The sequence below is a fragment of the Clostridium sp. JS66 genome (genome assembly GCF_033561535.1).
Classification (GTDB): domain Bacteria; phylum Bacillota; class Clostridia; order Clostridiales; family Clostridiaceae; genus Clostridium_AM; species Clostridium_AM carboxidivorans.
Map to the genome: position 1 here is coordinate 2764003 of NZ_CP131467.1, position 25373 is coordinate 2789375.

The window sequence follows — 25373 nt, forward strand, 5'->3', positions numbered from 1 at the left end:
TTATTAATTTATATTTTAAAGCTTTAAATTAATATTGTTAAGCTATAAGTTAAGATTTTTAATTTGATGCTTTAAGTTTAGGTTGTGTTGCAGCTTGGCAAGTAATTGAAATATATTAATCTTTAATTATTTGTCCTTCAAAAACCTTATAGGGGTCCATTCCCATTCTAAAATTAATATTTAGTTTTTTTATTTTATCAATATCTTCTTTACTTATTTCAAAATCAAATATGTCTGCATTTTCTTTTATTCTTGATGGACTAGTTGATTTAGGAATGGTAACAATACCTATTTGCAAATCCCATCTTAGTACAATTTGAGAAATTGTTTTTTTATATTTATTTGAAAGCTCCTTTAAAAGTGGAATTTCAAAGATTTTTCCACGAATTAAAGGTGACCAAGCTTCTAATTGGATGTTATGTTTTTTGCAAAATTCTACTAAATCATTTTGAACAAGATAAGGGTGGAATTCAACTTGGTTTACCATAGGTAGTATTTCAATGCTTTGAAATAATTCGCCTAATTGTTCAGTTGTGAAATTGCTTACACCTATAGCTTTAATATAACCTTATTTATAGAGCTTCTCTAAAGCTTTCCAAGTTTCTTTACTTAAAGGTTGAGGCCAGTGAATTAAATATAAATCAAGATAATTGGTTCCAATCTTTTTAATAGTAGTTTGAAAAGCCTGAAGAGTTTTTTCATAACCTTGATCTGAGTTCCAGACCTTACTTACTAAAAATATTTCTTCTCTAGAAATTTTACTTTCTTTTATTGCAATTCCTACGCCTTCTTCAGTATTATAGAAAGAAGCTGTGTCTATATGTCTGTATCCAATTTTTAATGCTTCCTTTACAACTTCAACAATGCTATTTTTATCATTAGCTTTGTAGGTACCAAAGCCAAGCCATGGCATTTTTACTCCATTGTTCAAAATTGTATAACTTTTAATGTTCTTCACTTTAATCATCCTTTCGAATTTGATAATTGAAATTAACTATATTATAATATATAAATGGTAAAATTAACTTAATATTTAATGCTATTTATTAATAAATATATTTCAAATGAAATGAAATGAAAGGAAATTTATATCATATGAAAATGGACAATACAGATATTAAAATTTTAATGGAACTTCAAAAAGATAGCCGTTTATCTATAAGAGAATTATCAAAAAGAATTAATTTATCACCTCCATCTGTAACAGAGAGGATAAGAAAGTTGGAAGATAGTGGAGTGATAGAAGGGTATACTATAAAGATAAATGAGAAAGCTTTAGATATGTCTATACAATGTATAATTCAAATTGATCTTAAAAACAGTAAATTTGATAAGTTCAAAGAATTCATTTATAATCACCCACGCGTAATTTTTTGTTATAGGATAGCAGGACATTCTTGTATACTTGTGAAATTAAGTACTAAATCCATTTTAGAAATTGAAAAGTTTGTTGATGAGGTTTCAACACTAGATGCTACTACATCTACTAATATTATATTTTCAGAAGTGCCTATAAATAAAAGTGTGGGAAAGTTTTTTCCGTTTTTTGAAGATTGAGTATAAGTATGAGAATTTTTATATAAAATTTAGTAACATATTTTAAATATAAACATATTATATAGTTAGTGAAATAATTGTGTTGGAGGATACATTTGAAATTTAGTAGTATTGAAGAAGTGGCATTATTTGAAAATCAATTTTGGCTTCAGATTTTAGGAGACCATTCTCGTTTTATTTTGAATTCACTTTCTCCAAAGGAAGAAGCTCTTATTAAGCAGGCACAGGAATTTATAAACTTATTTGATAATTTGTTGAAAAAATCTAGAGAGCCATTGTCCAGACCTGATTTTCCTAAGCTTAATCAACAAGCATATAATGCAGCAATAAAAATCAGAAAATTCAAGCTTCATATACTTAATAAACATATTACAGGTAAAATTGCCATGTCCTTGCCACCTACCTTTATTAATCATATGCTTAACGAGTTGGATGAGTATATATTAATTTTAAATGCGTTAATAAGAGGTCAAATAGCTAATGTGGGGGTCATTCATCTTCATATTTTGTGGCTGCTTGACGGATCAGGTCATGCTTCAACTATAGCTAGTAATCTTGATAGTACAGAAAAAGAATTAATTAAGAAGAGTAGGGAATATTCTAAGGAATTTGATAATTTGTACTCAAAGAGTATGGAATACAATGGATATACAAGAACTGGTATTTTTGATTTTCCTGCACTTAGAAAACTTAATCATAACGCAGACAAAATAATGACTTGTTTTAAAGACTTTTTAGATGAATTAAAAGAAGAAATAGTAGAAAAAAAGTACTTGGTACACTTCAGCCTTTAGCAGCTGACCATATGTCAAGAGAAGAATGTTATTACCTTACAAAGCTTTCAATGTATTCCGATGTAAAAGAACCTAAATGTGATCCTACAAGACCAAGAATAGAATACTAGATTTTCAAAATAGAACAAGAATTAATATAAAGCAGTGTAAAGTTAATGCATGGGATTATTAATTTAGAAGTTACTACAAGGTATAGTTTTATCATACCTTGTAGTAACTTTTTTTCTTTAAATATTGTACTAGCTCCAAAGAGAACAAATATAATATACAATTTCATTAATATTATTATTATTAATTAAATGTAAATCACAACAATTTTTGTAGCTTTTGTATTTTTCATGAAAATGTTCTTTAAGATTATGAATTTCAGCTTCCAAAAGAGTTCTATTATTAAGGACTTCTTCATCTTTTATGATTTTTTCTACGGGTTTATCTATGAAAATTACAACTCCATTTTCTTTTATAGAAAAACATTTTTTTAATGCGTCTACTTCAGTGGAAATTATAGAATATTGTCCACCTGAAGCATTTGTAAGTTTAGATGAAGATTTATCTGTGCCTTCATTTGTATCAATAAATTTGAATCCAAGCTTTTCAGACAAAATTTTACCTATAGTAGTTTTTTCAGAACCAGGCATACCTATTAAAATTATATTTTTATTTAATTCTCCCATTACAATATCTCTCCTTTATAAATAAATTTTATTTAATTCTTAAGCAGTGAAACGAAATTTATGATTTGGTGTCAATGGTTTACTATTAAATATATAATCAAAAACTTCTTGCGCGCTATAGAGGTTCTTAATTATATATTAAATATGATGTGTTTTACATAAAATTAAGTAAAAAAAATAAGGCTCTAATGAGCCTTATTGCGTAAATCAAATTTATAATCTTATACGTATAAAGGTTTCTTATACGAGATAAATTTTGACTTATTAAACTCATTGAAAATTGGAATAAATATTTTTTTGCAGAAAAAATAACCAGCGCTAAAATAAAAGTAACCCCAGCTAAAATAAAAATAGTATTTTCCGCTTATTCCCTTTCCAATGATATTTTTCATAACTTTATCCCCCTAAATATTTTTACTATAGATGAATTCTATAGATTATTGGTATAAATTCTATTTATATGTATTATATCATCTACTTTTTTTATGTCAATATAAAATTTCATAGTTATCACTAATTTTTAGTACATATATAGTATTAAAATAGCTATTAATATGTCTGTTTGCAGATTTTAAGCGTAAAGTCATAATAGTATTATTAAAAACTATACGAAGGCAATACATAGTATATATTTAACTATAAAGAATAAATATATTATAAAATGTATTTTTTAAAGGAGTTAAGAATGTTTTATTTTAGTTATCCTGACAATTGTAACAATTTATTTTATGAAAAAGATGTTTTGACTTATAAAAATAGCACTCATAATTATAGAAATTTTAGAAAAGCTATAAATTTGAAAACTCAAAACTTAATGCCTCCTAAATTTAAAATTTCATATCCAGTAATTGAGAATCCAGATTCTAAGAAGAGTATAACAAAAGTTAATAATATAATTGCAGACGAAGTAGATAAACTTTTTGGTATTCAAGTATTACGTCCTGAAGTTATAGATTTTGAAGAGGTACTGGGAACTTATGAAGTAACTTTAAATAGAAATGGTATTTTAAGTATACTTTTTGCTTTGTATGTTTATGAAAGAAGAGCAGCCCATGGATTCACTTTATATTCATCCATAACAGTTAATGTAGAGAATGGTGAGGTTTATAGTTTTAGTGACTTGTTTAATCCTAAAATGTATTATATTCCTATTCTCAATGAATTAGCACAAAAGTATATTAAAGAAAATAATATTTTACTGATAAATAAGTACAATGGGATAACCAGAGACCAACAATATTATTTAACCAACAGTAGTTTAGTATTATATTATCAAGTTTATGAATATACACCTTATGCTTATGGTTTATTTAAAATAGAAATTCCATATAGTAAAATAAGAAATATAATAGGTCCAATGGGTCCTATATCTAAAATACTATATTAATCCATCATTTATAGAAAGGGATGATATGATGAGAACACTTATTGTTTATTATTCCTTAGAAGGTAATACGAGGTTTATTGCAGAAGCTGTAGCAAAATGTGTTAATGGGGATATATTAGAACTTAAACCTGAAAAGGATATACCAAGTAAAGGTTTTTTAAAATTTGTGCTTGGTGGAAAGCAAGTTATTTTTAAAGAATGTCCAAAGTTGAAAACTTTAGAAAAAAGTATTGAAGATTATGATATGATTTTTTTAGGTTCTCCTGTATGGGCAGGAACTTTCACACCTGCTTTTAATACGCTTTTTTCTAAAAATAAAATAGAAAATAAAAAAGTAGCATTATTTTGTTGTTATGGAGGACAAAGTGGAAAAATCTTTGGTAATTTTAGAAAACATTTAGCTAAAAGTACAGTAGTAGGGGAAATAGGTTTTAAGGAACCATTAAAAAATGATAAAGAATTAAATAAAAGTAGAGCAGAAAAATGGGCTAAAAATATAATGAATAAATTATAAATCTAATTTTATATAGAAGTATTAATAGTAAAAAACATGTATATTATGAAATGATAATTAAATATTAAAAAATAAAATCAACTGTAAATGAAATTGAAAATTACTTCATTTACAGTTATTTTCATTTAATTGACATAACGGGTCTATAATGATAGACTATTATTAATAAGTTGGTCTATTATTATAGACCAAGGAGGTTGCTATGGATAAATTTAATCTTTGCGAAAGTGAATATCGTTTTGCAAGTATTGTTTGGGAAAATGAGCCTTTAGGGTCAGGAAAGCTTGTAGAGCTTTGCAGCGAAAAGCTTGGATGGAAAAAGTCTACAACATATACAGTTCTGAAAAAATTATGCCAGAAAGAAATATTACAGAATAAAAATTCAATTGTCACTTCTGTTGTAAAGAGGGAACAAATACAAAAATTTGAAAGCGAACAATTCTTAGAAAAAAATTTTGGCGGGTCACTACCTAAGTTCATTACAAGCTTTATGAGTGATAAAAAATTATCTAAAGCTGATGCAGATTACTTGAAAAAACTTATAGACAATTATGAGGAGGAGTAATACATGGATCATTATGTACAAAACTTGTTTTTCACAGTGCTTAATATGAACATAACTGCCAGCTGTGTTATTTTATTTGTTGTGATTGCAAGGTTGTTTTTGAAAAAAGCTCCAAAGATATTTTCCTATAGTCTTTGGATAGTGGTAATGTTTCGATTAATGAGTCCTTTTTCTTTTTCTTCTGCAATTAGTTTTTTAAAACCTATTTTTGATACTCCTAAAAAAATACAATACATTCCTTTAAATGTAGGCAATGTAGCACAACCTAAAGTACAGGCAAGTATAAGTGGAGTTAATGTAATACTTGATAAGTCTGCTATTTCATCGTCAGTTAGTACTGTAATAAATTCAATAGATATGGTTTTACTTGTACTTTCAATAATATGGTTTTTAGGTATTCTTATTATGGTTAGTTATGGCAGTATATCTTATATAATGCTAAAAAAGAAAGTTAGCTGTGCCATGTTAGTTAATGATGATGTTTTTGAGTGTGAAAAAATTAAAACTCCATTTGTTCTTGGAATTATAAAGCCTAAAATTTATTTGCCAATAGGCTTACTAGAAGAGGAAAAGAAATATATTTTAAAACATGAACAAATTCATATAAAACGATTTGATTATATTATAAAACTTTTTGCTTTTTTGCTTTTGTGCATTCATTGGTTTAATCCACTTGTATGGATGAGCTTTATACTTATGAGTAATGATATGGAAATGTCTTGTGATGAAAAGGTAATTAAAGAATTTGGAAGCAGCATAAAAAAAGATTACAGCAGATCTCTTTTGTCTATGTCAGTGGGTAGAAAGCTTGCAGTTGGAAGTCCGCTTGCTTTTGGAGAGAATAATACCAAAAATCGTATAAAAAATATATTGAAATATAAGCAGCCAGCTTTTTGGGTTTTAGCTTTAGGAGTAATTGTAAGTATTGTTATAGGTATAGCACTTATTTCTAATCCAATTAGTAAGAAGGTTAACTCTGAAGCAGTCCTTTTAGAAAATGAAAAATATGCGAAGGCAGAAAACTTAAACTCCAAAGGTTTTCCGTCTGAAAATTTAAAAAAATCATCCCTTTTAGTGGAGGAAAATTTAAAAATTATTTTATCATCACCTAGTATTTCTTCTAATCCAGAGAAGTATATTTCAGCTCATAGTACTGAGTATGAAAATATATTAAAAAATGGAGATGATGCATTAGGTTACATGTTATTACAATTCCGAAAGGGAAATGTTGAAAATGATTTGCGTGGACAAATTGTGATGAGACTTTGTAAAGATTTATTGGGAAAAAGAAATAATGTACAGGATACAAATTTACTGCCTACACAGTGGTATTCCAAGCTTCAAATAGTAGAAAAAAATGTAACACCTTATTATTCTTATAATGGTACAGATCTTATTGAAAAATTGGTATATAAAACTGAAATAGAAAAAAATCAAAATATAAGAAATGACTTAACTTTTCTTATTGTAGCACCTCATATTCATGGAAGTTATGAGGAGGAAAATAAGCTGAAAATATTTGTTACAACTTATGCTGCAACTTATCAGTTTTACGGAAAAACCTTGTATGAACAATGCGGTAGTATAAGTCCGTCTGCAATTACTTATGTTAAAAATACAGATGGTAGTTATAAATTGGATAAATATGAACAAGCAGAGGATGGTGATGAGTGTGCGCCATCAATTAAGAAATTTTGTACTATGCCTGTGACAGGAAAGAAAATAAAAGGCCTTTCAGATAAAATTTTAAAATATGGCAGGGATAATAAGGATATAATTAAATTAAATAGAGATAATTTAGTTAAACATCTAAAAGTAAATGCTCAAACAGGTATATCAATAAAAGAAATCTCAGGTAAAATAGTTCCATTAACATAGGAGTACAATTCTTGATTGTGGTTTGTCAAAGTATATATTGTCAGTAACAAAAACTAATTTAAACGACTAAAGTTCTAAGATATACTGGGCTAAAGTCGTTTAAATTATAATAGTTGAGGGTGGAAGATTAATACTATTAAATTAACTAAGAGAGTCATTTTCCATAACATATAACTTGCCATTTCTAGCTTTTATAAAGTTATGTCCTTTAAATCCTTTTCTTCTAAGTATTTTTCTTATTTCATATAATGCTCCAGCATGACTTACAATTAGGATATTTTTATCTTTTTGCTCTAATATTTCATCAACTATTTCATTAAGTCTTTTTAAAGTTTTTGTTCTGCCTTCAGGTTGTGAAATGTGATTTCTAAACCAAGCAATTCTATTTATAAAAGTCCAAAAATAGTAAGGGAGTGGAAGCTTGGTATTTATTCTGGCTGTAAAGGATATTTCTACTAGTTTATTTGTTACTATTATGTCGCCATGATATATAGTTTTTGCAGTGGTAATAGCTCTTTGCATACTACTGCAGTAGCATTTATCCCAGTTCTTATCTATAACTAATTCATTAGGAATAACTCTTGTTTCTTCATATTTATTCATGTACTCATTATACATTTTCGATGACATAAAGGAACTTCTTTTTAAATCTACTTTAAAGTGTCTTACAAGTCCTATTTTCATGTTAATTCCCCATTCTATATAAATATTTCAATTTATATAATTTGCAGAATTAAAAATACTATTCATAATTAACTATTAACTAAAAATATTTAAAGTATAATAAAAGCATAGGATTCTAAATAAAGAATAGAATCCTATGCTTTTTCATCTAAACTATTTAATAAGTTTTTTAGCTTATCCTTTAAATCTGAGGCTTCTTCTATAGAAAGACCTGTACTGCAAAACACTTTTTTAGGTATTTCCAAGGCCTCGTTTCGCATATTTAAACCTTTATCGGTTAATTTAATATATACATTTCTTTCATCATGAGTATCTCTTATTCTTTTTAATAATTTCATACTTTCAAGCTTCTTTAATAAAGGCGTAAGTGTGCCAGAATCCAGGTGAAGCTTTTTTCCAAGCTCTTTTACAGTTAAGTTATCCTGTTCCCAAAGTACTAGCAAAGTAATATATTGAGTATAAGTTATACTAAACTTATCAAGAAATGGTTTATAAATTCTAGTTACTTCTTTAGCACAAGCATATAGTGCAAAACATAATTGGTTATCCAATTTCAATGATTCATAATTCATATATTATCACAACCTTGCAAATTAATAATGATGTAAAATATTTTCTATAATATTTTACATCATTATCAAGAAGTTTACAAATTTAAGTATTCATCTATTTTATCTTTATCAAATCCCACAATTATATTACCATTTATATTTATTGTTGGTATATTTTGTTCCTTTGATATTTCAAGCAATTCCTTCCTTCCAGCTATATCTTTTTCAACATTTATATCTATATAATCTATTCCTTTAGTGTTAAGATAAGCTTTTGCTTTTTTACACCAAGGACAATCAGGCATTGAATATACTTTTACCATAAAATCACCTCATTTTTAAAATTAATACTCATTTTTTATATATTTTTCTGCCATTAATGCGGCTGTTGTTCCATCACTTACAGCTGTTGTCAATTGTCTAAAAGGCTTAGTTCGCACATCACCAGCTGCAAAAACACCTTTTATATTAGTTTCGCAAGTTTCACCTGCTTGAATGTTGCCAGAGCTATTAAGATTCAAATAATCTTTATACAAATCAGTTCTAGGAGCTACTCCTATATATACAAAGATACCATCTAAGTCTAATTTGTAAGTTTCTTTTTCATTTTCAATAAGAACAGCTTCTAATTTATTATCTCCAATTGCATGTTGTATTTTGGAATTCCATAGGATTTCTACTTTTTTGTTATCAAACAATTCTTGTTGATTTTTTTTATCTGCCCGTAGGTAATTTCGTTTATGGATTAATGTTATTTTTTTTGCATATTTAGATAAAAAGTTAGCGGCTTGAAGTGCTGAATTTCCACCACCTACAACTGCAATATGTTTGCCTTCATATAAATGGCCATCGCATAGTTCACAGTAATGAATTCCTTTTCCATGGAATTTTTCTTCTTCAGGTATTGGTAATTCTCTTTTTTTAGCTCCGGCTGCTATTATTACTGCTTTAGGCTTATATATATAGCTTTTAGTTTCAATAACTTTTTCACTATTTGTAAGTTTTACAGATACTATTTTATCAAATTCATCTATTTCCACACCACAGTTTATAGCTTGATTTTGAATTTTATCAATTAATTCTGATCCACTTATGGAAATAAAGCCAGGATAATTTTCAACTGTATATGCATCTTTTATTTGCCCACCCACTAATTCATCTTCAAGGATTAAAGTTTTAAGTTTAAGTCTTGCTGCATAAATAGCTGCTGTTAGTCCTGCTGGTCCTGAACCTATTATTAAAAGGTCTAATTTTTTTTCTTTTTTAATCATTTTATCACCGGCCTTTTAACTTTTTATAATAGTTTTTCTATTTCAGAAATCATGTCTAAAGGTTCGGTTGTAGGTTCAAATCTACCAACTACATTACCTTCTCTATCTATTAAAAATTTAGTAAAGTTCCATTTTATAGAGTTGCCTATCAAATATTCAGGAAATTGTTCCTTTAAAAAGTTATATAATATTTGTCCGCCTGGGTGGTTTAAGTTTAAGCCTTTAAAAGGAACTTCTTCACTTAAGTATTTAAATAGAGGATGTGCTGAAGCACCTCTTACATCTATTTTTTCAAATAGTGGGAAGGATACCCCATAGTTAAGCTGACAGAAGTTTTTAACTTCTTTATTATTTCCAGGTTCCTGTCCAGCAAATTGATTGCAAGGGAAGCCCAATATTTCAAGACCTTGCTTATTATATTTATTGTAAAGTTTTTCTAAGTCTGCATATTGAGGTGTAAATCCACATTTGCTTGCAGTATTTGCTATTATTAATACTTTTCCTTTATATTTTTCAAGAGATATTTCCTCTCCATCTATTCTTATAACTTTGTAATCATAAACTGACATAAATTTTTCCTCCTTTTATTCCGATAAATATATTTTATAAAATTATTTTATATACAATTAAATTGCGTACAATCATTGTGTGATTTAAATTTATCATGAAAATTAAACTTTGTCAATAGTAATTATTAATTAAGTGAGTCTTAGAAGAACTTATCCCCAAGTTAAGTAGAGAGCCAAAATCTATCAAAGAAGGTGGGGGATTAGCAATGGTAGCGATCGGATAAAATAATTTTGAAAGTGATAAAAAGAAAATATCAACCATTTAATTTTTTTCATATATTGATTATAGAAAAATACTTAAGGAGTGTATTATTACGAGTATAATAAGCAAGATATTATATAAAATTTCAATAGAGGGTGGAGCAGCAGTTAAAAGGAACTTTGACATAGAAACTGAAAATTCTAGGGAAGTAAATGAAAAAGTGTTATTTAAAATATTGAAGTTAAATTATAAAAGTGAAATTGGAATCAAGTTTAATTTTAGGAATATTAAATCCATAGATGATTTTAAAAAACAAGTTCCATTAACGGAATATCTTTATTATGAAGATTATATAGAACGAATGGCAAATGGAGAAAAAAAAGTTTTAATAAGTGACAAGGTTGAATACTTTGGACATACCTCAGGAACTACAGGTAAACAAAAGTTAATTCCTTGTACTAAAAGAAGCAGAAAAATTGCTTCAAAGTATATGGCACTGCTTATTAATAAATATTCTTATGATAATTTTAAAGAAAACTGGAATTATGGAAAAGGATTGATGATAGCTGACATGGTTATGACAACTTATACTAAGGCAGGAATTCCAATATGTTCTGCTACGTCTGGAGGAATGAATGGTATAAAACGTATATTGCCTTATTTATATACTTCTCCAATAGAGGTAATGAAAATAAAAGATAGAGAAGCTGCTCTTTACCTTCATTTACTATTTGCGCTAAAGGAAGTTGGACTTTTATATATAGGTGGAGTTTTTATTTCTAACATATTAGATTTATTTAGAGTATTAGAAAGTAAACATGAAAGCTTGGTAAGGGACATAAGAAGAGGTCGTATAAGTAATAATTTAAATATTGACGAAAGTACTAAGTGCAGCTTAAATAAGCTTCTTTCACCTAATGCAGGTAGAGCTTATCAGTTAGAATGTGAATTTAAAAAAGGCTTTAAGGGAATAAGTAAAAGGATATGGCCTAATTTATTATATATTATAACTGTAACAGGGGCAAATTTTTCTATATATGATGACAAAGTAAATTATTATACGAATTCTCTTAGTATTTATTCTCCAGGCTATGCTGCTACTGAAGCTATGATGGGAATTAATCCTTATGCAAAAAAAATAAGATATATAATTATTCCTGATACTGTTTTTTATGAGTTTATTCCAATTGAAGATGGAAAGGCAAATATCAATCATACCTATTGTTTAGATGAATTAAAAGTAGGAAAAAAATATGAGATAGTGATTACTAATTATGCTGGACTTTATAGATATAGAATTGGGGATGTTATTAAAGTAGTTGATTTTTACAATAACTGTCCGGAAGTTGAATTTTTATATAGAAAAAATCAAGTACTTAATATGGCGGCAGAAAAGACTAATGAAGAACATTTAGTCAATTCTATAAGAAATACCATGGAAAATTTGAATTTAAACTTAGTGGATTATACCACAATACCTGATAATTCAGTTACGCCTGGAAGGTACATTTTTTATTTTGAATTTAAAGATGTTATTCCAGATTATAAAATTCAGTTAATAGAAAAAACTTTAGACAGTGAACTTAAAAAGTCAAATTTAGCTTATGATAGAGCTAGAAATAATAAAAGATTGGATAAAGTAAAGGTAATACTTTTAAAACCAAATACCTTTAATTTGATAAGAGAAGCTTTATTCAATAAAGGAATATCTAAAAATCAAATTAAAATTCCAAGGGTCATAATTAACAATAAAACTATATTAAATGTTGTTAACAAAAATATTTGTAGATAGATTTTTATCTGTATATCCTAAGAAATTTATAATAATTAAATATTTTAATGATATTCTAGAGAATAAACTTGGTAAAATTGCATAATATAAAAGATAGATTAAAAACAGGTAAAACTTTTAATTTAGAAAGTTTACCTTTATTTTTTATGTAAGTTTTGTATTAAATTTAATTTGGTGCTTTATGGAAAAAGTAATAGATGCACACAAAATAGTGCATATTGCAATGCAAGTAGCATACACTATATATTGAAAAGTGTATACTAAATGTTATATAATATATACTATATAGTGATCGGTGAATATTATGTATTGAAATGTTTACATTAAGAGGAGTGCTGTTTTATGGAATGCAAAAAGTATGTATACCTTTTTAATGAAGGAAATGCAAAGATGCAGAATTTGCTTGGTGGAAAAGGTGCCAACATTGCTGAAATGATAAATTTAGGAATACCTGTTCCACAAGGTTTTACGCTGTCTACAGAAGCTTGTACAAAATACTATAAAGATGACAAAAACTTATCTGAAGAAGTAATAATTCAGATATATAGATCATTAGCTAAAGTTGAAGAGTTAACTGGCAAAAAATTTGGAAGTCCACACAATCCATTGATTGTTTCAGTAAGATCTGGAGCTAGGGTTTCCATGCCGGGAATAATGGATACCATATTAAACTTAGGTTTAAATGATGAAACTGTGAAGGCTTTAAGTAATTTAACTAATAATGAAAAATTTGCATACGATTCCTATAGAAGATTTATTCAAATGTTTTCTGATATTGTCATGAAAATAGAAAAGATAAAATTTCAGGATATTCTTGATGAAGTAAAAGAAAACAAAAAAGTTAAATTTGATAATGATCTAGATTCATATGATTTAAAAGAAGTAGTGGAAAAGTATAAAGCTCTATATAGAAAAGAAATAGGAAGGGAATTTCCACAAGACCCTAAAGAACAACTACTAGAGGGAATAAAAGCTGTATTTAGATCCTGGAATAATGAAAGAGCAGTGGCGTATAGAAAATTAAATAACATTCCAACAGAATGGGGAACAGCTGTTAATGTTCAAGCAATGGTATTTGGAAATATGGGAGAAACATCAGGAACAGGAGTTGCATTTACAAGAAATCCATGTACTGGAGAAAACCATATATTTGGCGAATATTTAATAAATGCACAAGGAGAAGATGTGGTGGCTGGAGCAAGAACTCCTCATGAAATATCAAGATTGGAGCAGGAGTTACCAGACTGTTATGAGGAGTTTATAAATATATCAGAAACATTAGAAAGACACTACAAGGATATGCAGGATATAGAGTTTACCATTGAACAGGGAAAACTATATTTTCTTCAAACAAGAAATGGTAAAAGGACAGCTAAGGCGGCTTTAAAGATTGCTGTTGATCTAGTGAAAGAAGGGCTTATTACAAAGGAAGAAGCAATGTTAATGGTTAATGATGATCAATTAGAAGCTCTTTTAGACCTAAATTTTAATGAAATAAAATTAAAAAATACTCCAGTTATAGCTAAAGTATTTTCAGCATAGTAGATACTTAATATAATAAGCATATTGCGACGTAAAGGTACAGTGGAAGTTTGGATTTTAACTTTTATTTCGTGATATATGATAAGGGTGTCATCACGGCTAAATGTTTTAATTATTCTAAATCTCGAAATTTTTGAAAGCCTAAGAACTTTGTCAAACTCGGTTCCCTCAGACAGGACTAAAGTTCTAAGGCTTTCAAAAATTTTGAGCTAAGAATAATATTAAAACAATTTAGCTAATGTGATGACACCCTTATCATATATCACTGCATAAAAGTTAAAATTCAAACTAGCAAGTTCAAGTGCACGTTCTTAATTACATTGTTATGAATAATTTTAGTAAGTCAAATTATATTTAACTATAACTTATAACACATAAAACTAAGGCGTAGCTTGCCGTTTTACTAGTATATTTATTTAGTTTAAATATCATCTTTTTTCATTTTATAGAAATATTTTAAAAGAAATTGGTATTTAATTTAAGTTATTAAAAAGCATAATATCAAAATACGTAAATATTTCAAATATAGGTACTAATAAATAATTATACTATTTTTACAAATTATTCCATTGGGGTATTGTTAAAATAGTCAACGTATGTATAAACTAGTTATTAGGTATTATGAAAGCTACGCTTTTTATTGAGATTCATATCATAATATATTATGTGTACACGCAATGCACTAAGAAGTAACTTTCAACTGTATGCAGACTGATATATGCTGTGAAGGAAGATTAGAACTTCTTAATGAAGTGAGTTTTCCTTCACAGTATATATCAGCTGGAATACAGTTGAAAGTTACTTCGCTTACATATACTTGTGTCACATTATTTTTAAACTGTATAAGTTGAGCTGCAAATAAAATAATTATCATGAAGTGAAATAATTTCCTTGACAAATGTTATGAACTGTTTTAATATTATTACGTAATCAAAATATTACGAAGTAAGGAAGAAATATGCCATGATAAACGATGAAGATATTAAAATTGTTGATGCTGCTATACATGAACTTATATATAAAATGATGAGCAGTAAGTTTATGAACGAGTACTCTGATTTAACCAAAGGAATATCAATGATTGATTTTAGGGTTTTAAGAGTAGTAGCAGAAAATCCAGGAAAACAGATAAAAGACTTATTGAATATATTAAAAGTACCTAATAGTACATTAACAAGTGTTATAAATCGTCTTGAAAAGCGCGGAATTTTGAAGAGAGTTATAAGTCCTGAAGATAGACGTTCTTTTAACCTTGAAATTACTGATTTAGGTAAAGATATTCAAGAAGAACATATGAAATTTGACTATGCTGTTGCTAGAAAATATTTAGAAGCAACAGAAAGTGAAGAAGAAAAAAGGTTTCTTATTAAGTTTCTTAAAAAACTAGCAAGTTCTATATAAATAAGAATGGAAGATTTGGTATGAATTCAAATATTTAATTTAAATATATTTGAATTCGTCCAAATTTTTTTAATAACATATTACGAAGCTCGTAAATTATTATATTCGAAAATTATTACAATCGGAGGTTTTGAAATGAGAGTAAAAGTATATCGATTTGAACCAACAGTAGAGAACAGTGAGCATTATGATTATTTTGATGTTCCAGTAGTTTTTAAAGAAAGATGGACTGTAATGAATGTTCTTGATTATATACAGGAACATTGTGACAGTAGTCTTAGTTATTACAAACACAGTACTTGTGGTCATGGGATTTGTGGAAGATGCACACTTATGGTTAATGGTAAGCCTGTTCTTGCATGTACGCATGTAGTAAAGGAAGATAAAGGAATTGTTCTTGAACCTTTAAAAGGAAAAAAATTAATAAAAGATTTAGTTACTTTATAGAAATTTTAAAAGTAAATTAAATTCTTATTTTTATATTGTAAAAATTAGATGGAGGGAAATAAAATGAGTAATTTAAAAAGTAGTGAAAATCCAGAAGTGAGATATGCAAAGCTTATGGCTGAACTATATTATTTTATGGCACATGAAATGGTTGAAAGAATGGGAAATGAGAATGCAAGTGAAGCAATTTCATCTGCAATAAATAAATTTGGTAAGGCAAGAGTAAAGGCTATGAAGGCTGAAGCAAAGGAAAGAGGATTGGATGAAGATGATATAAAGACATATGCTGCTGTAAGGGATATGCCTTCAACAGGTTGGAAACATTCAGATAATAATCCTTTAGAAATTACTTATTGTCCTATGGAGGATATATGGTCACAGTATGGAAAAGCTGGTATGGAGGTAGGACATTTATATTGTGCTATAGACAATATTTTATTTGAAAGTTTTGATATGAAGTTAGAAAGACCTTATTGTATTGCAAAGGGTGATAAAGTTTGCAAGTTTAATTTAAAAAAGTTATAAGAATAAGGAGATAATTAAGATGAAAATAGATAAGATAATTAATACGGATATATTAGTTGTTGGTGGCTCTGGAGCAGGATCAATGGCAGCTGTAACAGCTGCTGAAAAAGGAGCAAAAGTACTGCTTGCAGTAAAAGGAAAGCTTGGGAAAAGCGGTAATGCCATTATGGCAGGAGCAGGATTTTCCATGGATGGAGAAACTGCATATTATAAATATGGAATTAAGGAAGCAGATCCTAAAAGTACAAAAGAAGACTTATTTAAACAAATTGTGAAACAGTCTTTTTACCTAAGTGATCAAAACATGGTTGAGCAGTTTGTTAATGATTGTGGTGAATGCTGCTGGAAACTCAAACAGTGGATTGAAAAAGCAGGACATAAGGTTGCATTCTTTGGAGAAGAAGGATATATAACATCAGGTAAAGCTGTTGCAGATGGATGCCGATATGGAGTTTCTGAGGCAGGCAGCATTGATGTTATACAAGATTTTATGGTTGCAGATGTTTTGATGGAAGACGGAAGAGCTGTAGGTGCAGTTGGAATAGACATATATTCAGGAGATATTATAGAAATTAGATCAAAGTCAGTTATTTTGGCAACTGGAGGATATCAACCTTATTCCTTTAAGTGTACTGTTTCTGATATGACTGGCGATGGTATGGCTATGGCATATCGTGCAGGAGCAAAGCTTGCAGACATGGAATTTTTATTATATATACCAGGAGTTGCTCTTTCACCATCAGTATATAAAGGTTCAATTTATCCTTTTTTACACTCAAATATGCTTATGCCTATTGTTAAAAATGGTAAGGGTGAATGCATTTTAGACAATGTACCAGAAGAATTGATTAAAATGAGCAAAGAAAGTGAAATGGGAAAGCTTATATTTACCTACTATTTTGGAGAAGAAATTGCAAAGGGAAAAGGTACTCCAAAGGGTGGAGTATATTTTGATTACTCAAACGTGCCTTTCGAGACTTATGAAGGATTTCTAAAACAAGTTGAGCCATTAATGAGTATGTGGTATGGAAAAGGGTTTTATCAAGGAAATAACCTAGATACTTTCGTTGAAAATATTAAAAAGGGAATTCCATGGGAAGTAGGTCTTGGATGTGAGTACAGCATGGGTGGTATTGAAGTAGATGAAAACATGTATACTGGAGTACCAGGACTTTATGCAGCTGGTGAAACTACAAGTGGTGTGTTTGGAGCTATGAGGGTTGCAGATGGACTTATTGAAATGCTGGTACAGGGATATAGATCAGCATTGTCAGCTTGTGAATATATACAAAATGCAAATGATTCAACTATGAAAAATACAAACATTGATGATATAATTAAGGACATACTTCTACCTCTTGAAAGAAAAGAAGGAATAAGTCCTATAAAAATACACAGAAGTATAGAAAAAACAGCTGATGTTGGCTTTAATTTTAGAAGAAATGAGGAAGGACTTACAAAAGCTTTAGATGAAGTTTTGCAAATGCAAGATTATGATATTAACGAAATGAGTACTAAAAGCAAAAATAAGGTTTATAACTATGAGTGGCTAGAAGCAACACAGGTTAGAAACCTTTCAACTTGTGTGGAAGCAGGTGTAAGAGCTGCTCTTATGAGAAAAGAAAGTAGGGGAACGCACATACGTGATGATTATGAATTTGTAGATAATGATAACTGGCTTTTAAGAATTATGAGTTCAAAAGGTGAAGATGGAAAAATGAAAATGTCTACTAGAAAACCTAAGGTTACATCAATGGAGCTTATAGAAGGTAAAAATAAGAACATTCCTGATTATATGCTTTCAATTTTAAAATAAGAAAATTGATTATTAGAACAAAATAAAATTACCATAAAGTGGAGATGAATTCTCTTCTTTGTGGTAATTTAAATTAATTATGTATTAAAGTTACTATTTAAAATATGAATTATTATACTTCCTTATACTTATTTAGATCACTTTTACCTACACGAAGGTCACCAAATTGAGGAACTATTCTTTTAAAGTGTTCAGTATTATTATGATTTTTAATTGCTTCTTCATCTCTCCAGTCTTCTACGAAGGTAAGTATCAAAGGATTATTTATATCTTCAAATAGATGATAAGCTATGCAGCCATCTTCTTTTCTAGTTTTTTCTATTAGTTCTTTTGTTATTTTTAAGAATTCATCTCTTTTTCCATCTTTTAATGTATTTTTAGATATTATTCTTATCATAATTTGCCACCATCTCTTTCAATAAAATTAATAATTTAATGATACTACATATTTTGTTAATTTTAAACTTAATTTTAAAATTAACAATCAATGCACAAATAGAACTTTATAATTTACTAGGATTAAGTTATAATTAACATTTAAACAGCTAAATGCATATAAAAAGGTTACTAAATATGCAAAAAATTTTGAGGTGTTTTATGTATAATGGATTAAAAACCTGTTTTTTAAATGTTAAACAAAAGGCTAAAAAAATGAAGAAAGAGATTGGAGCATTATATTTAGCATATAAACGGGATGATGTACCTTTTTATGCAAAGTTAGTTTCAATACTGGTAGTAGGATATGCCTTAAGTCCTATTGATTTAATACCTGATTTTATACCTATACTTGGATATGTTGATGATTTAATTTTAATACCGCTTGGAATTATGTTTGCTGTAAAGCTCATACCAGCACATATTATGAATGAATGCAGACAACAATCAGAAAATATTTTTAAGAAGGGAAAACCTAAGAATTGGATTGTTGGGGGCATTATAATATGTATTTGGATCATTATAATTACTTATATTTTGCTAAAGTTTATTAGAGTAAAAATTAATGTATAAAGTTTATATTACTAATTGGAGTAAAAGTATGTTGTATTTAGACATAAAAGTTTTTATATGGTATAATTTTTATGGCTTTACAATATCTATGATAAATTAGGAGGATAAATATGCTTTTAAAACGTAAAAGAACATTAATTGCTGCTGTGATTATGGTAATTAGTTTGTTTGTAGGATGTAGCAATGATGTTGCAGATAAAGTTTATGATGACAATTCTAAAATATGTAAAGAGTATGATACTTTTGGTATGGATAACAGTAATGAAAAGGTAGAACAAGGAGTATATAAAGCAAATTTAAAAATTAGTGGCGACACAACAATTTGGGAATATAAAAGTGATAAAGATTTTGATTTGAAAGTTCCATATAATTTGTCTGTAAAAGGTGGGAAGGGAAAAATTGTTTTAATATCTCCAGATGACAAGGTTACCACTCTTGCAGAAAAAAGTAGTAAAGCAGATAATGGAGAAAAAGAATCTATGATGTTATCAATTAAAAAAGGTAATAATCGTATAAAATTAGTAGGTTACAAAAAAGCGGATATGAATGTTGAAATACATCTAGATAAAGGTAATTTTAAAACAAATTCTTAGTGAAATATTAGAAAACAAATATACATAGCAAAAACAATAAGTATCTAAATTTTTAATTTGATGCTTATTGTTTTTTTACTTAATTCAGATGAACGTAATTTGAAAAGATATAAAGAATTTGAAAACAAGTCTAAGGAATTTTATTTTTTAGGACGAAAATAAATAATGAATTAGAGTTGAGTAAATCAGAATTACTAGAAAAAGTATAAAATTATGATTTCAGTATTTACAAAAATATGCTTGAAGTAATATTATATATCTAATGAACAGAATTTTAGATGTGAAATTTAAATATTATAAGTAATATTTATAAAGATTATTAAAATTATTAAAGAAATATATGGAGTTGATAAAGTGAAAAGAAAATTTTGTAAGATTTGCTTTATTTTTGTGAGTATAATATTAGTTGCTTCAATTTGTATTAGTGAACATAAAAAAAGTTTACGAAACAATATTAATCAAGCTATTTTACTTAAGAACTCATCGAATAAATTTAGAGGTGAAAAAAGTTATTTAAATAGTAATACATTAGAAGTCCAAAATGTAAAAGTAATTGCCCATAGAGGACAGTGTTCTGGGGAACCAGAAAATTCTTTAAAAGCAATTCAAAGTTCAATAAAATATAAAGTGAATTATGCAGAGATTGATGTTCAAGAAACTGAGGATGGAGTAGTAGTATTGATGCATGATAGAAATCTTAAAAGACTCACTGGTTTAAACAAAAATGTGGATCAATTAACTTTCAATGAAATTGAAAAATTAAATATAGGGTCACCTTTTCACAAAAAAGATGTAGAAAGGATTCCAACCTTAGATGAAGTGATAAAAAAATGTAATAGGAAATTAGATTTAATAATAGAGATAAAGCCTTATGGGAATACTGAAGATCTTACTAATAAAGTAGTTAAGATCATTGACGTAAATAATTACGTTAGTCAATGTAAAGTTCATTCGGTAAGTTATAAAATTTTATTAGATATAAAAAAGTTAAATCCAAATATACAGACAGGCTACATAGTTAGTAGACCTATGAATAATTTAAGTTTACTAAATGTAAATTTTTATAGTATACAGGAAAATGCTATAAATGAAAAAATGGTACATGATATTCACAAGGTAAATAAGGAAATATATGCATGGACTGTTGATAGGAAAGTAGATATGAATAATATGCTGAAGTTAAATCTTGATGGAATTATATCAGATAAACCTCAGATGTTATTAAATATTAAAAAGGAGAATAAAATCTTTAAATTATAAATTAAAAAATATTGTCTAATTAAAATTGAAACTTTAAAAAGTTATTTTATTCTATCAATAGATATATTAAGGCGATAATTTCCAAAGTCTAAAATTTTATTTAATAAGCACATAAGATTTTCTTCATTAGTCACATTTGCCTTTAGTAAATAACAGCCATCTCCACTTATCCTGTGACATTCAACTATTGCTTTATTACTTTTAACAAATTGTATAAAAGCAGGATGGTTAGGGGTTTTCATAAAAACAGTTATATATGCAGTTAGAATTTTGCCAAGCTTGGAGTTATTTGAAATTATAGTGTACTTTTCAATAACTCCACTTTGTTCCATTTTCTTAATTCTGTTTGCTACCGCTTGCCCTGTTAAATGAACTAATTCTCCAATTTCACGCCATTGAAGTCTGGAATTTTCTTTTAATAAGGTTAAAATCTTCATATCTGTTTGATCAAGCATAATTATAAACTTCCTTTCATGGTGTAACTGAAAACATACAACTACTTTCTCCAAGTAAAAGCAGTATGACATATAATTAATATATCATATAAAAGGAGGAAAAACTATGAAAATTCAGCTTATACGTCATGCAACAATAAGGTTAACTATAAATAATAAGGTAATCTTAGTTGACCCGGTGCTTAGTAAAAAAGGAGAAATGGATTGTATTCCTAATGTTTCAAATAAAAATAAAAACCCTTTGGTGGAATTACCAATTGATGCTAATATTATTACAAAGACTGATGCAGTTCTTTTAACTCATATGCATAGTGATCACTTTGATGAAACTGCAGTAAGGCTAATACCTAAAGACATACCTATATTCTGTCAAGCCGAAGATGAGATTAAGGTGAAAGAAAAAGGATTTCAATGTATTAATGCAATTGAAAAAGTGTGCTCTTGGAATGATATTACTTTTAAAAGAGTAGGTGGACAACATGGTAAAGGTGAAACTGCAAAAGAAATGGGAACAGTTTCAGGATATGTTATTGAAACTAAAAATGAACCTTCTTTATATATAACAGGTGATACAGTATGGTGTTCAGAGGTAGAACAAGCATTGGAAGATTATGTACCTGAAGTAATTATTAGTTTTGCAGGTGCTGCTCAGATGACAGAGGGAGGTATTCCTATTACTATGGATAAAGAAGATATACTTAACATTTGTAACAAGACACCAAATTCCAAAGTAATTGTTGTTCATATGGAAGCTTGGAATCACTGCATGCTTACGAGAAAAAAATTAAGAAATTTTTTAAAGGATAATTTACTTTTAACACAGGTCTTCATTCCAGAAGATGGAGATTGCATAGAGTATTGATATGCTCAGAAAAGTTTTAAATTACATGTATGGGCAGTAAATTTAAAAATTATTTACTGCCCATATATAATGGTAAATTATTTTATTTTTTGTGTAGGTAATTAATTGTTCTGACATAGAACTTGTTTCCTCTATGAATGTATTTCCTTCTTTTGTCGTAGCAGCCTGTAATTGTTTTTTATTATAAATTATGATATAATTTTTTTAAGATGACTGGTCAAAATAAAATAAATATACACTAGGAGGAATTATATGCCTAAAGTTGGAATGGAGCCTATAAGAAAAAGTCAAATAATTAATTCAACATTAGAGTGTATTTGTATGATAGGAATAGAAAAAATGTCACTAGACATGGTGGCAAAAGAAGCTGATTGTTCAAAGGGTGTTATCAGCTACTATTTTAAAAGTAAGGATAATCTTATTCTTGAAGCTTTTAGAGCATTTTTAAGTTACTATAATACAAAGATAAATAGTGAAGTTAGAGAGGATATGAAACCTTTTGAAATTCTTCAAATAGTTCAAAAGAATGCTCTGCCGGAGTATTACAATATTGATAAGGAAGCTGAACCTAAAATAAATGTGTCTGAAATTCGTGGAGTAGAAGCAATGAATATACCTCCAGCTAAAAAGGCTAAATTGTTTGTAAGCTTCTTTTCAAGAGCAATGCTGGATACAAATTTGCAGGCAGTTTTGCAAGAGGTATATAAAGATGATTATAAGGGTATTTTATCAATTATTTCTTATGGAAATGAGATTGGTATCTTTAAAGAAACAGATGCAAGTAAATCTGCTTATGCATTAATGGCATTGTACATAGGAATAAGTATGCTTAGGGTAGTTGGCTTTAAACCAGAGGAAGTTAATGATGATATTGATGTATTTTGGAGTGTTGTAAATAGTATATTTGGTAAATGATAAAGGGGGATTATTATTTATGTGTAAATATCTTATTCACTATTTTTCAGGAACAGGAAATACTTATCATATGGTTAAGACAATAGAAAGCCAATTAATAAGTAGGGGCTTTGAAGTAGATTTATTAAATATTGAAAAAGATAAGATTAGAAAATTAAGTGATTATAAATTCCATATATTTTGTTTTCCTGTTTATGGTTTTGGAACTCCTTCAATTATGTTAAAATACATTTTAAAACTTAAGGCTGCCAGTGGATGTAAGGCAGCTGTTTTGTGCACATCTGCTGGAGCTGAAGGACAATCCTTAAGTCATGTCAAATATATACTAGATAAAAGAGGATTTAGAGTATTTCTTACTGATATGGTTATTTATACTTATAATTTCACTCAAATTTTAAGTCCTCAAAGTAAAGAAGTAGAAGAAAAAGTATTTAAAGATGCAGAGATTAGAACAATGGAAATAACAAAAAGAATAATTAGTAATGAAAAAAGTTTTAAGAAACTAAACACTATAGCGTTAGCGGTGAGCTGGGTTGTTTTTATTATGTTTATTAATTTAGGAAGAAGGATTTTGGGAAAAACATTTATAGCAGATGACACATGTATTGGCTGTGGTAGATGTGAAAAGGTTTGTCCGGCAAAAGTAATAAGCATGCATAATGGAAAACCTAAGTGGAGCAGCAATTGTGAAAGCTGCCAAAGATGCATCAATACATGTCCACAAAAATCAATTCAATTATCCGTAATAAAGTTAATTATCTTTCTAATTTTAGAATTGGCACCAATCTTAATAATAATGGATATAAATAAATATATGTATCATTTATCTATATTAGTAAACATAATTTTATACTTTGCAATGTTTGCAGTAGGTACTTTTATAGCAAATCTATTAATTTCTATAATGGAAAGGTTATGTATATTTAAAAAAATACTTAATATTAATTATACTAAAGGTTATAGAAGAAATACAGCAAAGGGGTTTAATATTAAATAATATTTTACTATAAATAATTAAAAAAAGATAAGGGGATGTTTTTATGCTTGAAGAAAATATAAAAAAAATATTAAACAATTTTATGATTGACTATTATGGAGTTGCAGATATAAGTGAATATGAAAGTGAAATTATTAAATATGGTGGAGAGCTTGTAGCTGGTTATCCAAGAGCTATTTCAATGGGAATTGAGTTTCCCTCTACTATTGTAGATCACTTAAATGATTCTAATAACATTGTAAAAATAGAATATGATCATTGTTATGAAGTTATAAATAACAGGCTGGATAATATAGCTTCAGTAATAAGCTCATATATAAATAAGGAAGGGTATAGAGCACTTCCAATATCTGCAGCAGAAAGAGTAAATAGTGATTACATAAATGCAGCATTTTCACATAAGCTTGCAGCAAGGTTAGCTGGACATGGATGGATAGGCAAGAATTGTCTGTTAATAACTCCTGATCATGGTCCTAGAGTAAGGTGGATAAGCGTATTGACAGATGCACCTTTGAATGTTACAGGTAAAAAAATGGAACAAAAATGTGGAAGCTGTATGGCTTGTGTGAAAATATGTCCAACTAAGTCACTACATGGTAGAAATTATAAAGAAGGTGAAGAACGAGAAGAGAGGTTTGATGTGAAAAAATGTGATAGATATTTTAATGAAATGAAAAATAATGAAGAAGTACCTGTATGTGGTATGTGTTTGTATGTATGTCCTTATGGAAGAAAAAAGATTCATTCATAAAATGTTAAAAAAATATACATAAACAATCAACAAAAATTACACAAAGATGTAACAATTGAGATATATAATAATAATTGTACTAGATGAACAAAACATAATAAAATTTAATATAATAAGTCCCCCTTATTATAAATAAATTTTGTTTAAGTAAGCACTGGTGAATAACACTGGTGCTCATTTACTTTAAAATTAAGTTTTCATTTCTACTTTCTTTTCACAAATATCATATTAATGTTAAAATGTTCAACAGTATTTTTATTATAATGAAGGCACTATTTTTGGAAAATGATATGATTGCAGATAAAGATGTGAAAATATTGTGAAAAATGAAGAATTTGAAAAAAAGTATAGTATTATATATAT

Annotated in this window: 25 protein-coding genes and 3 pseudogenes; 19 read left to right on the forward strand and 9 right to left on the reverse strand. The window is 28.0% G+C overall.

Annotated features, from left to right (window positions below; genetic code table 11):
- Positions 1 to 115: 115 nt before the first annotated feature.
- Positions 116 to 958: pseudogene (locus Q6H37_RS12920) on the reverse strand (aldo/keto reductase).
- 137 nt (positions 959 to 1095) lie between these two features.
- On the opposite strand from Q6H37_RS12920, the gene Q6H37_RS12925 reads away from it, so the two are divergent.
- Both Q6H37_RS12925 and Q6H37_RS12930 read left to right on the forward strand, forming a co-directional pair.
- Entirely contained in the window at positions 1096 to 1557 is a 462-nt protein-coding gene (locus Q6H37_RS12925; RefSeq protein WP_318742326.1) for an Lrp/AsnC family transcriptional regulator, read from the forward strand.
- A 95-nt stretch (positions 1558 to 1652) separates the two neighbouring features.
- Positions 1653 to 2461: pseudogene (locus Q6H37_RS12930) on the forward strand (DUF2935 domain-containing protein).
- 129 nt (positions 2462 to 2590) lie between these two features.
- Here the strand turns inward: Q6H37_RS12930 and Q6H37_RS12935 are convergent.
- Positions 2591 to 3025 carry an AAA family ATPase gene (locus Q6H37_RS12935; protein WP_318742327.1) on the reverse strand — a complete coding sequence of 145 codons (435 nt, stop codon included), beginning with the start codon at positions 3023 to 3025 and terminating at the stop codon, positions 2591 to 2593.
- Positions 3026 to 3710: 685 nt separating this feature from the next.
- On the opposite strand from Q6H37_RS12935, the gene Q6H37_RS12940 reads away from it, so the two are divergent.
- From Q6H37_RS12940 to Q6H37_RS12955, 4 genes are all read left to right on the forward strand, one after another.
- Positions 3711 to 4412 (forward strand): DUF3298 and DUF4163 domain-containing protein, encoded by a 702-nt coding sequence (locus Q6H37_RS12940; RefSeq protein WP_318742328.1) that lies wholly within the window; start codon positions 3711 to 3713, stop codon positions 4410 to 4412.
- Between the two features lie 25 nt (positions 4413 to 4437).
- Positions 4438 to 4926 (forward strand): flavodoxin family protein, encoded by a 489-nt coding sequence (locus tag Q6H37_RS12945; protein WP_318742329.1) that lies wholly within the window; start codon positions 4438 to 4440, stop codon positions 4924 to 4926.
- A gap of 202 nt (positions 4927 to 5128) precedes the next feature.
- Complete coding sequence (locus tag Q6H37_RS12950; protein ID WP_318742330.1) at positions 5129 to 5491, forward strand: BlaI/MecI/CopY family transcriptional regulator; 363 nt, start codon at positions 5129 to 5131, stop codon at positions 5489 to 5491.
- A 3-nt stretch (positions 5492 to 5494) separates the two neighbouring features.
- Positions 5495 to 7369: a M56 family metallopeptidase gene (locus tag Q6H37_RS12955; RefSeq protein ID WP_318742331.1), complete on the forward strand. Its 1875-nt coding sequence runs from the start codon at positions 5495 to 5497 to the stop codon at positions 7367 to 7369.
- 141 nt (positions 7370 to 7510) lie between these two features.
- On the opposite strand, the gene Q6H37_RS12960 is transcribed toward Q6H37_RS12955, so the two are convergent.
- The 5 genes from Q6H37_RS12960 to Q6H37_RS12980 all read right to left on the reverse strand — a co-directional run bounded on the left by Q6H37_RS12960 (position 7511) and on the right by Q6H37_RS12980 (position 10444).
- Positions 7511 to 8053: a histidine phosphatase family protein gene (locus tag Q6H37_RS12960; protein WP_318742332.1), complete on the reverse strand. Its 543-nt coding sequence runs from the start codon at positions 8051 to 8053 to the stop codon at positions 7511 to 7513.
- Positions 8054 to 8187: 134 nt separating this feature from the next.
- Positions 8188 to 8625, reverse strand: coding sequence for a MarR family transcriptional regulator (locus Q6H37_RS12965; protein ID WP_318742333.1), 438 nt, complete (start codon positions 8623 to 8625; stop codon positions 8188 to 8190).
- Positions 8626 to 8699: 74 nt separating this feature from the next.
- Positions 8700 to 8927, reverse strand: a complete 228-nt coding sequence (locus Q6H37_RS12970) for a glutaredoxin domain-containing protein (RefSeq protein WP_007063702.1) — start codon at positions 8925 to 8927, stop codon at positions 8700 to 8702.
- Positions 8928 to 8948: 21 nt separating this feature from the next.
- On the reverse strand, positions 8949 to 9872 hold the full coding sequence (locus Q6H37_RS12975) for an NAD(P)/FAD-dependent oxidoreductase (RefSeq protein ID WP_318743012.1): 924 nt from the start codon (positions 9870 to 9872) through the stop codon (positions 8949 to 8951).
- A 26-nt stretch (positions 9873 to 9898) separates the two neighbouring features.
- On the reverse strand, positions 9899 to 10444 hold the full coding sequence (locus tag Q6H37_RS12980; RefSeq protein ID WP_318742334.1) for a glutathione peroxidase: 546 nt from the start codon (positions 10442 to 10444) through the stop codon (positions 9899 to 9901).
- 323 nt (positions 10445 to 10767) lie between these two features.
- Here Q6H37_RS12980 and Q6H37_RS12985 point away from each other — a divergent pair, with 323 nt between their 5' ends.
- The 6 genes and pseudogenes from Q6H37_RS12985 to Q6H37_RS13010 all read left to right on the forward strand — a co-directional run bounded on the left by Q6H37_RS12985 (position 10768) and on the right by Q6H37_RS13010 (position 18169).
- Positions 10768 to 12438 carry a GH3 auxin-responsive promoter family protein gene (locus Q6H37_RS12985; RefSeq protein WP_318743014.1) on the forward strand — a complete coding sequence of 557 codons (1671 nt, stop codon included), beginning with the start codon at positions 10768 to 10770 and terminating at the stop codon, positions 12436 to 12438.
- 342 nt (positions 12439 to 12780) lie between these two features.
- A pseudogene (locus Q6H37_RS12990) lies at positions 12781 to 13962 on the forward strand (PEP/pyruvate-binding domain-containing protein); the annotation flags it as partial.
- A 981-nt stretch (positions 13963 to 14943) separates the two neighbouring features.
- A complete protein-coding gene (locus tag Q6H37_RS12995) occupies positions 14944 to 15381 on the forward strand; it encodes a MarR family winged helix-turn-helix transcriptional regulator (RefSeq protein WP_318742335.1) in 438 nt (145 codons plus the stop codon).
- 135 nt (positions 15382 to 15516) lie between these two features.
- Complete coding sequence (locus tag Q6H37_RS13000; protein WP_318742336.1) at positions 15517 to 15828, forward strand: 2Fe-2S iron-sulfur cluster-binding protein; 312 nt, start codon at positions 15517 to 15519, stop codon at positions 15826 to 15828.
- A gap of 63 nt (positions 15829 to 15891) precedes the next feature.
- The gene (locus Q6H37_RS13005; protein ID WP_318742337.1) at positions 15892 to 16353 is read left to right on the forward strand and encodes an L-2-amino-thiazoline-4-carboxylic acid hydrolase; all 462 of its coding nucleotides are present in this window, start codon (positions 15892 to 15894) and stop codon (positions 16351 to 16353) included.
- A gap of 19 nt (positions 16354 to 16372) precedes the next feature.
- Positions 16373 to 18169 (forward strand): FAD-binding protein, encoded by a 1797-nt coding sequence (locus tag Q6H37_RS13010; RefSeq protein WP_318742338.1) that lies wholly within the window; start codon positions 16373 to 16375, stop codon positions 18167 to 18169.
- A 112-nt stretch (positions 18170 to 18281) separates the two neighbouring features.
- On the opposite strand, the gene Q6H37_RS13015 is transcribed toward Q6H37_RS13010, so the two are convergent.
- Positions 18282 to 18566 carry a putative quinol monooxygenase gene (locus Q6H37_RS13015; protein WP_318742339.1) on the reverse strand — a complete coding sequence of 95 codons (285 nt, stop codon included), beginning with the start codon at positions 18564 to 18566 and terminating at the stop codon, positions 18282 to 18284.
- A gap of 200 nt (positions 18567 to 18766) precedes the next feature.
- Between Q6H37_RS13015 and Q6H37_RS13020 the strand changes: the two genes are divergently transcribed.
- From Q6H37_RS13020 to Q6H37_RS13030, 3 genes are all read left to right on the forward strand, one after another.
- Positions 18767 to 19177: a YkvA family protein gene (locus Q6H37_RS13020; RefSeq protein ID WP_318742340.1), complete on the forward strand. Its 411-nt coding sequence runs from the start codon at positions 18767 to 18769 to the stop codon at positions 19175 to 19177.
- Positions 19178 to 19287: 110 nt separating this feature from the next.
- Entirely contained in the window at positions 19288 to 19770 is a 483-nt protein-coding gene (locus tag Q6H37_RS13025) for a 50S ribosomal protein L7ae (RefSeq protein ID WP_318742341.1), read from the forward strand.
- Positions 19771 to 20124: 354 nt separating this feature from the next.
- On the forward strand, positions 20125 to 21030 hold the full coding sequence (locus Q6H37_RS13030) for a glycerophosphodiester phosphodiesterase (RefSeq protein WP_318742342.1): 906 nt from the start codon (positions 20125 to 20127) through the stop codon (positions 21028 to 21030).
- 41 nt (positions 21031 to 21071) lie between these two features.
- Here Q6H37_RS13030 and Q6H37_RS13035 read toward each other — a convergent pair whose 3' ends face one another.
- Positions 21072 to 21485, reverse strand: coding sequence for an Lrp/AsnC family transcriptional regulator (locus Q6H37_RS13035; RefSeq protein WP_318742343.1), 414 nt, complete (start codon positions 21483 to 21485; stop codon positions 21072 to 21074).
- 106 nt (positions 21486 to 21591) lie between these two features.
- Here Q6H37_RS13035 and Q6H37_RS13040 point away from each other — a divergent pair, with 106 nt between their 5' ends.
- From Q6H37_RS13040 to Q6H37_RS13055, 4 genes are all read left to right on the forward strand, one after another.
- Positions 21592 to 22347 carry an MBL fold metallo-hydrolase gene (locus Q6H37_RS13040; RefSeq protein ID WP_318742344.1) on the forward strand — a complete coding sequence of 252 codons (756 nt, stop codon included), beginning with the start codon at positions 21592 to 21594 and terminating at the stop codon, positions 22345 to 22347.
- Positions 22348 to 22599: 252 nt separating this feature from the next.
- Positions 22600 to 23262 carry a TetR/AcrR family transcriptional regulator gene (locus Q6H37_RS13045; protein WP_318742345.1) on the forward strand — a complete coding sequence of 221 codons (663 nt, stop codon included), beginning with the start codon at positions 22600 to 22602 and terminating at the stop codon, positions 23260 to 23262.
- Positions 23263 to 23281: 19 nt separating this feature from the next.
- Complete coding sequence (locus Q6H37_RS13050; protein ID WP_318742346.1) at positions 23282 to 24259, forward strand: EFR1 family ferrodoxin; 978 nt, start codon at positions 23282 to 23284, stop codon at positions 24257 to 24259.
- Positions 24260 to 24302: 43 nt separating this feature from the next.
- Positions 24303 to 25010: a 4Fe-4S double cluster binding domain-containing protein gene (locus Q6H37_RS13055; RefSeq protein WP_318742347.1), complete on the forward strand. Its 708-nt coding sequence runs from the start codon at positions 24303 to 24305 to the stop codon at positions 25008 to 25010.
- Positions 25011 to 25373 lie beyond the last annotated feature (363 nt).

Coding starts and splice junctions, on each gene's coding strand:
- Q6H37_RS12980 (WP_318742334.1), bottom strand. CDS start 10,444: ATGTCAGTTTATGATTACAAAGTTATAAGAATAGATGGAGAGGAAATA.
- Q6H37_RS13045 (WP_318742345.1), top strand. CDS start 22,600: ATGCCTAAAGTTGGAATGGAGCCTATAAGAAAAAGTCAAATAATTAAT.
- Q6H37_RS13035 (WP_318742343.1), bottom strand. CDS start 21,485: ATGCTTGATCAAACAGATATGAAGATTTTAACCTTATTAAAAGAAAAT.
- Q6H37_RS13020 (WP_318742340.1), top strand. CDS start 18,767: ATGTATAATGGATTAAAAACCTGTTTTTTAAATGTTAAACAAAAGGCT.
- Q6H37_RS12950 (WP_318742330.1), top strand. CDS start 5,129: ATGGATAAATTTAATCTTTGCGAAAGTGAATATCGTTTTGCAAGTATT.
- Q6H37_RS13025 (WP_318742341.1), top strand. CDS start 19,288: ATGCTTTTAAAACGTAAAAGAACATTAATTGCTGCTGTGATTATGGTA.
- Q6H37_RS12955 (WP_318742331.1), top strand. CDS start 5,495: ATGGATCATTATGTACAAAACTTGTTTTTCACAGTGCTTAATATGAAC.
- Q6H37_RS12960 (WP_318742332.1), bottom strand. CDS start 8,053: ATGAAAATAGGACTTGTAAGACACTTTAAAGTAGATTTAAAAAGAAGT.
- Q6H37_RS13055 (WP_318742347.1), top strand. CDS start 24,303: ATGCTTGAAGAAAATATAAAAAAAATATTAAACAATTTTATGATTGAC.
- Q6H37_RS13050 (WP_318742346.1), top strand. CDS start 23,282: ATGTGTAAATATCTTATTCACTATTTTTCAGGAACAGGAAATACTTAT.
- Q6H37_RS12965 (WP_318742333.1), bottom strand. CDS start 8,625: ATGAATTATGAATCATTGAAATTGGATAACCAATTATGTTTTGCACTA.
- Q6H37_RS13005 (WP_318742337.1), top strand. CDS start 15,892: ATGAGTAATTTAAAAAGTAGTGAAAATCCAGAAGTGAGATATGCAAAG.
- Q6H37_RS13010 (WP_318742338.1), top strand. CDS start 16,373: ATGAAAATAGATAAGATAATTAATACGGATATATTAGTTGTTGGTGGC.
- Q6H37_RS12995 (WP_318742335.1), top strand. CDS start 14,944: ATGATAAACGATGAAGATATTAAAATTGTTGATGCTGCTATACATGAA.
- Q6H37_RS12935 (WP_318742327.1), bottom strand. CDS start 3,025: ATGGGAGAATTAAATAAAAATATAATTTTAATAGGTATGCCTGGTTCT.
- Q6H37_RS12970 (WP_007063702.1), bottom strand. CDS start 8,927: ATGGTAAAAGTATATTCAATGCCTGATTGTCCTTGGTGTAAAAAAGCA.
- Q6H37_RS12925 (WP_318742326.1), top strand. CDS start 1,096: ATGAAAATGGACAATACAGATATTAAAATTTTAATGGAACTTCAAAAA.
- Q6H37_RS12945 (WP_318742329.1), top strand. CDS start 4,438: ATGATGAGAACACTTATTGTTTATTATTCCTTAGAAGGTAATACGAGG.
- Q6H37_RS13040 (WP_318742344.1), top strand. CDS start 21,592: ATGAAAATTCAGCTTATACGTCATGCAACAATAAGGTTAACTATAAAT.
- Q6H37_RS13000 (WP_318742336.1), top strand. CDS start 15,517: ATGAGAGTAAAAGTATATCGATTTGAACCAACAGTAGAGAACAGTGAG.
- Q6H37_RS12940 (WP_318742328.1), top strand. CDS start 3,711: ATGTTTTATTTTAGTTATCCTGACAATTGTAACAATTTATTTTATGAA.
- Q6H37_RS13015 (WP_318742339.1), bottom strand. CDS start 18,566: ATGATAAGAATAATATCTAAAAATACATTAAAAGATGGAAAAAGAGAT.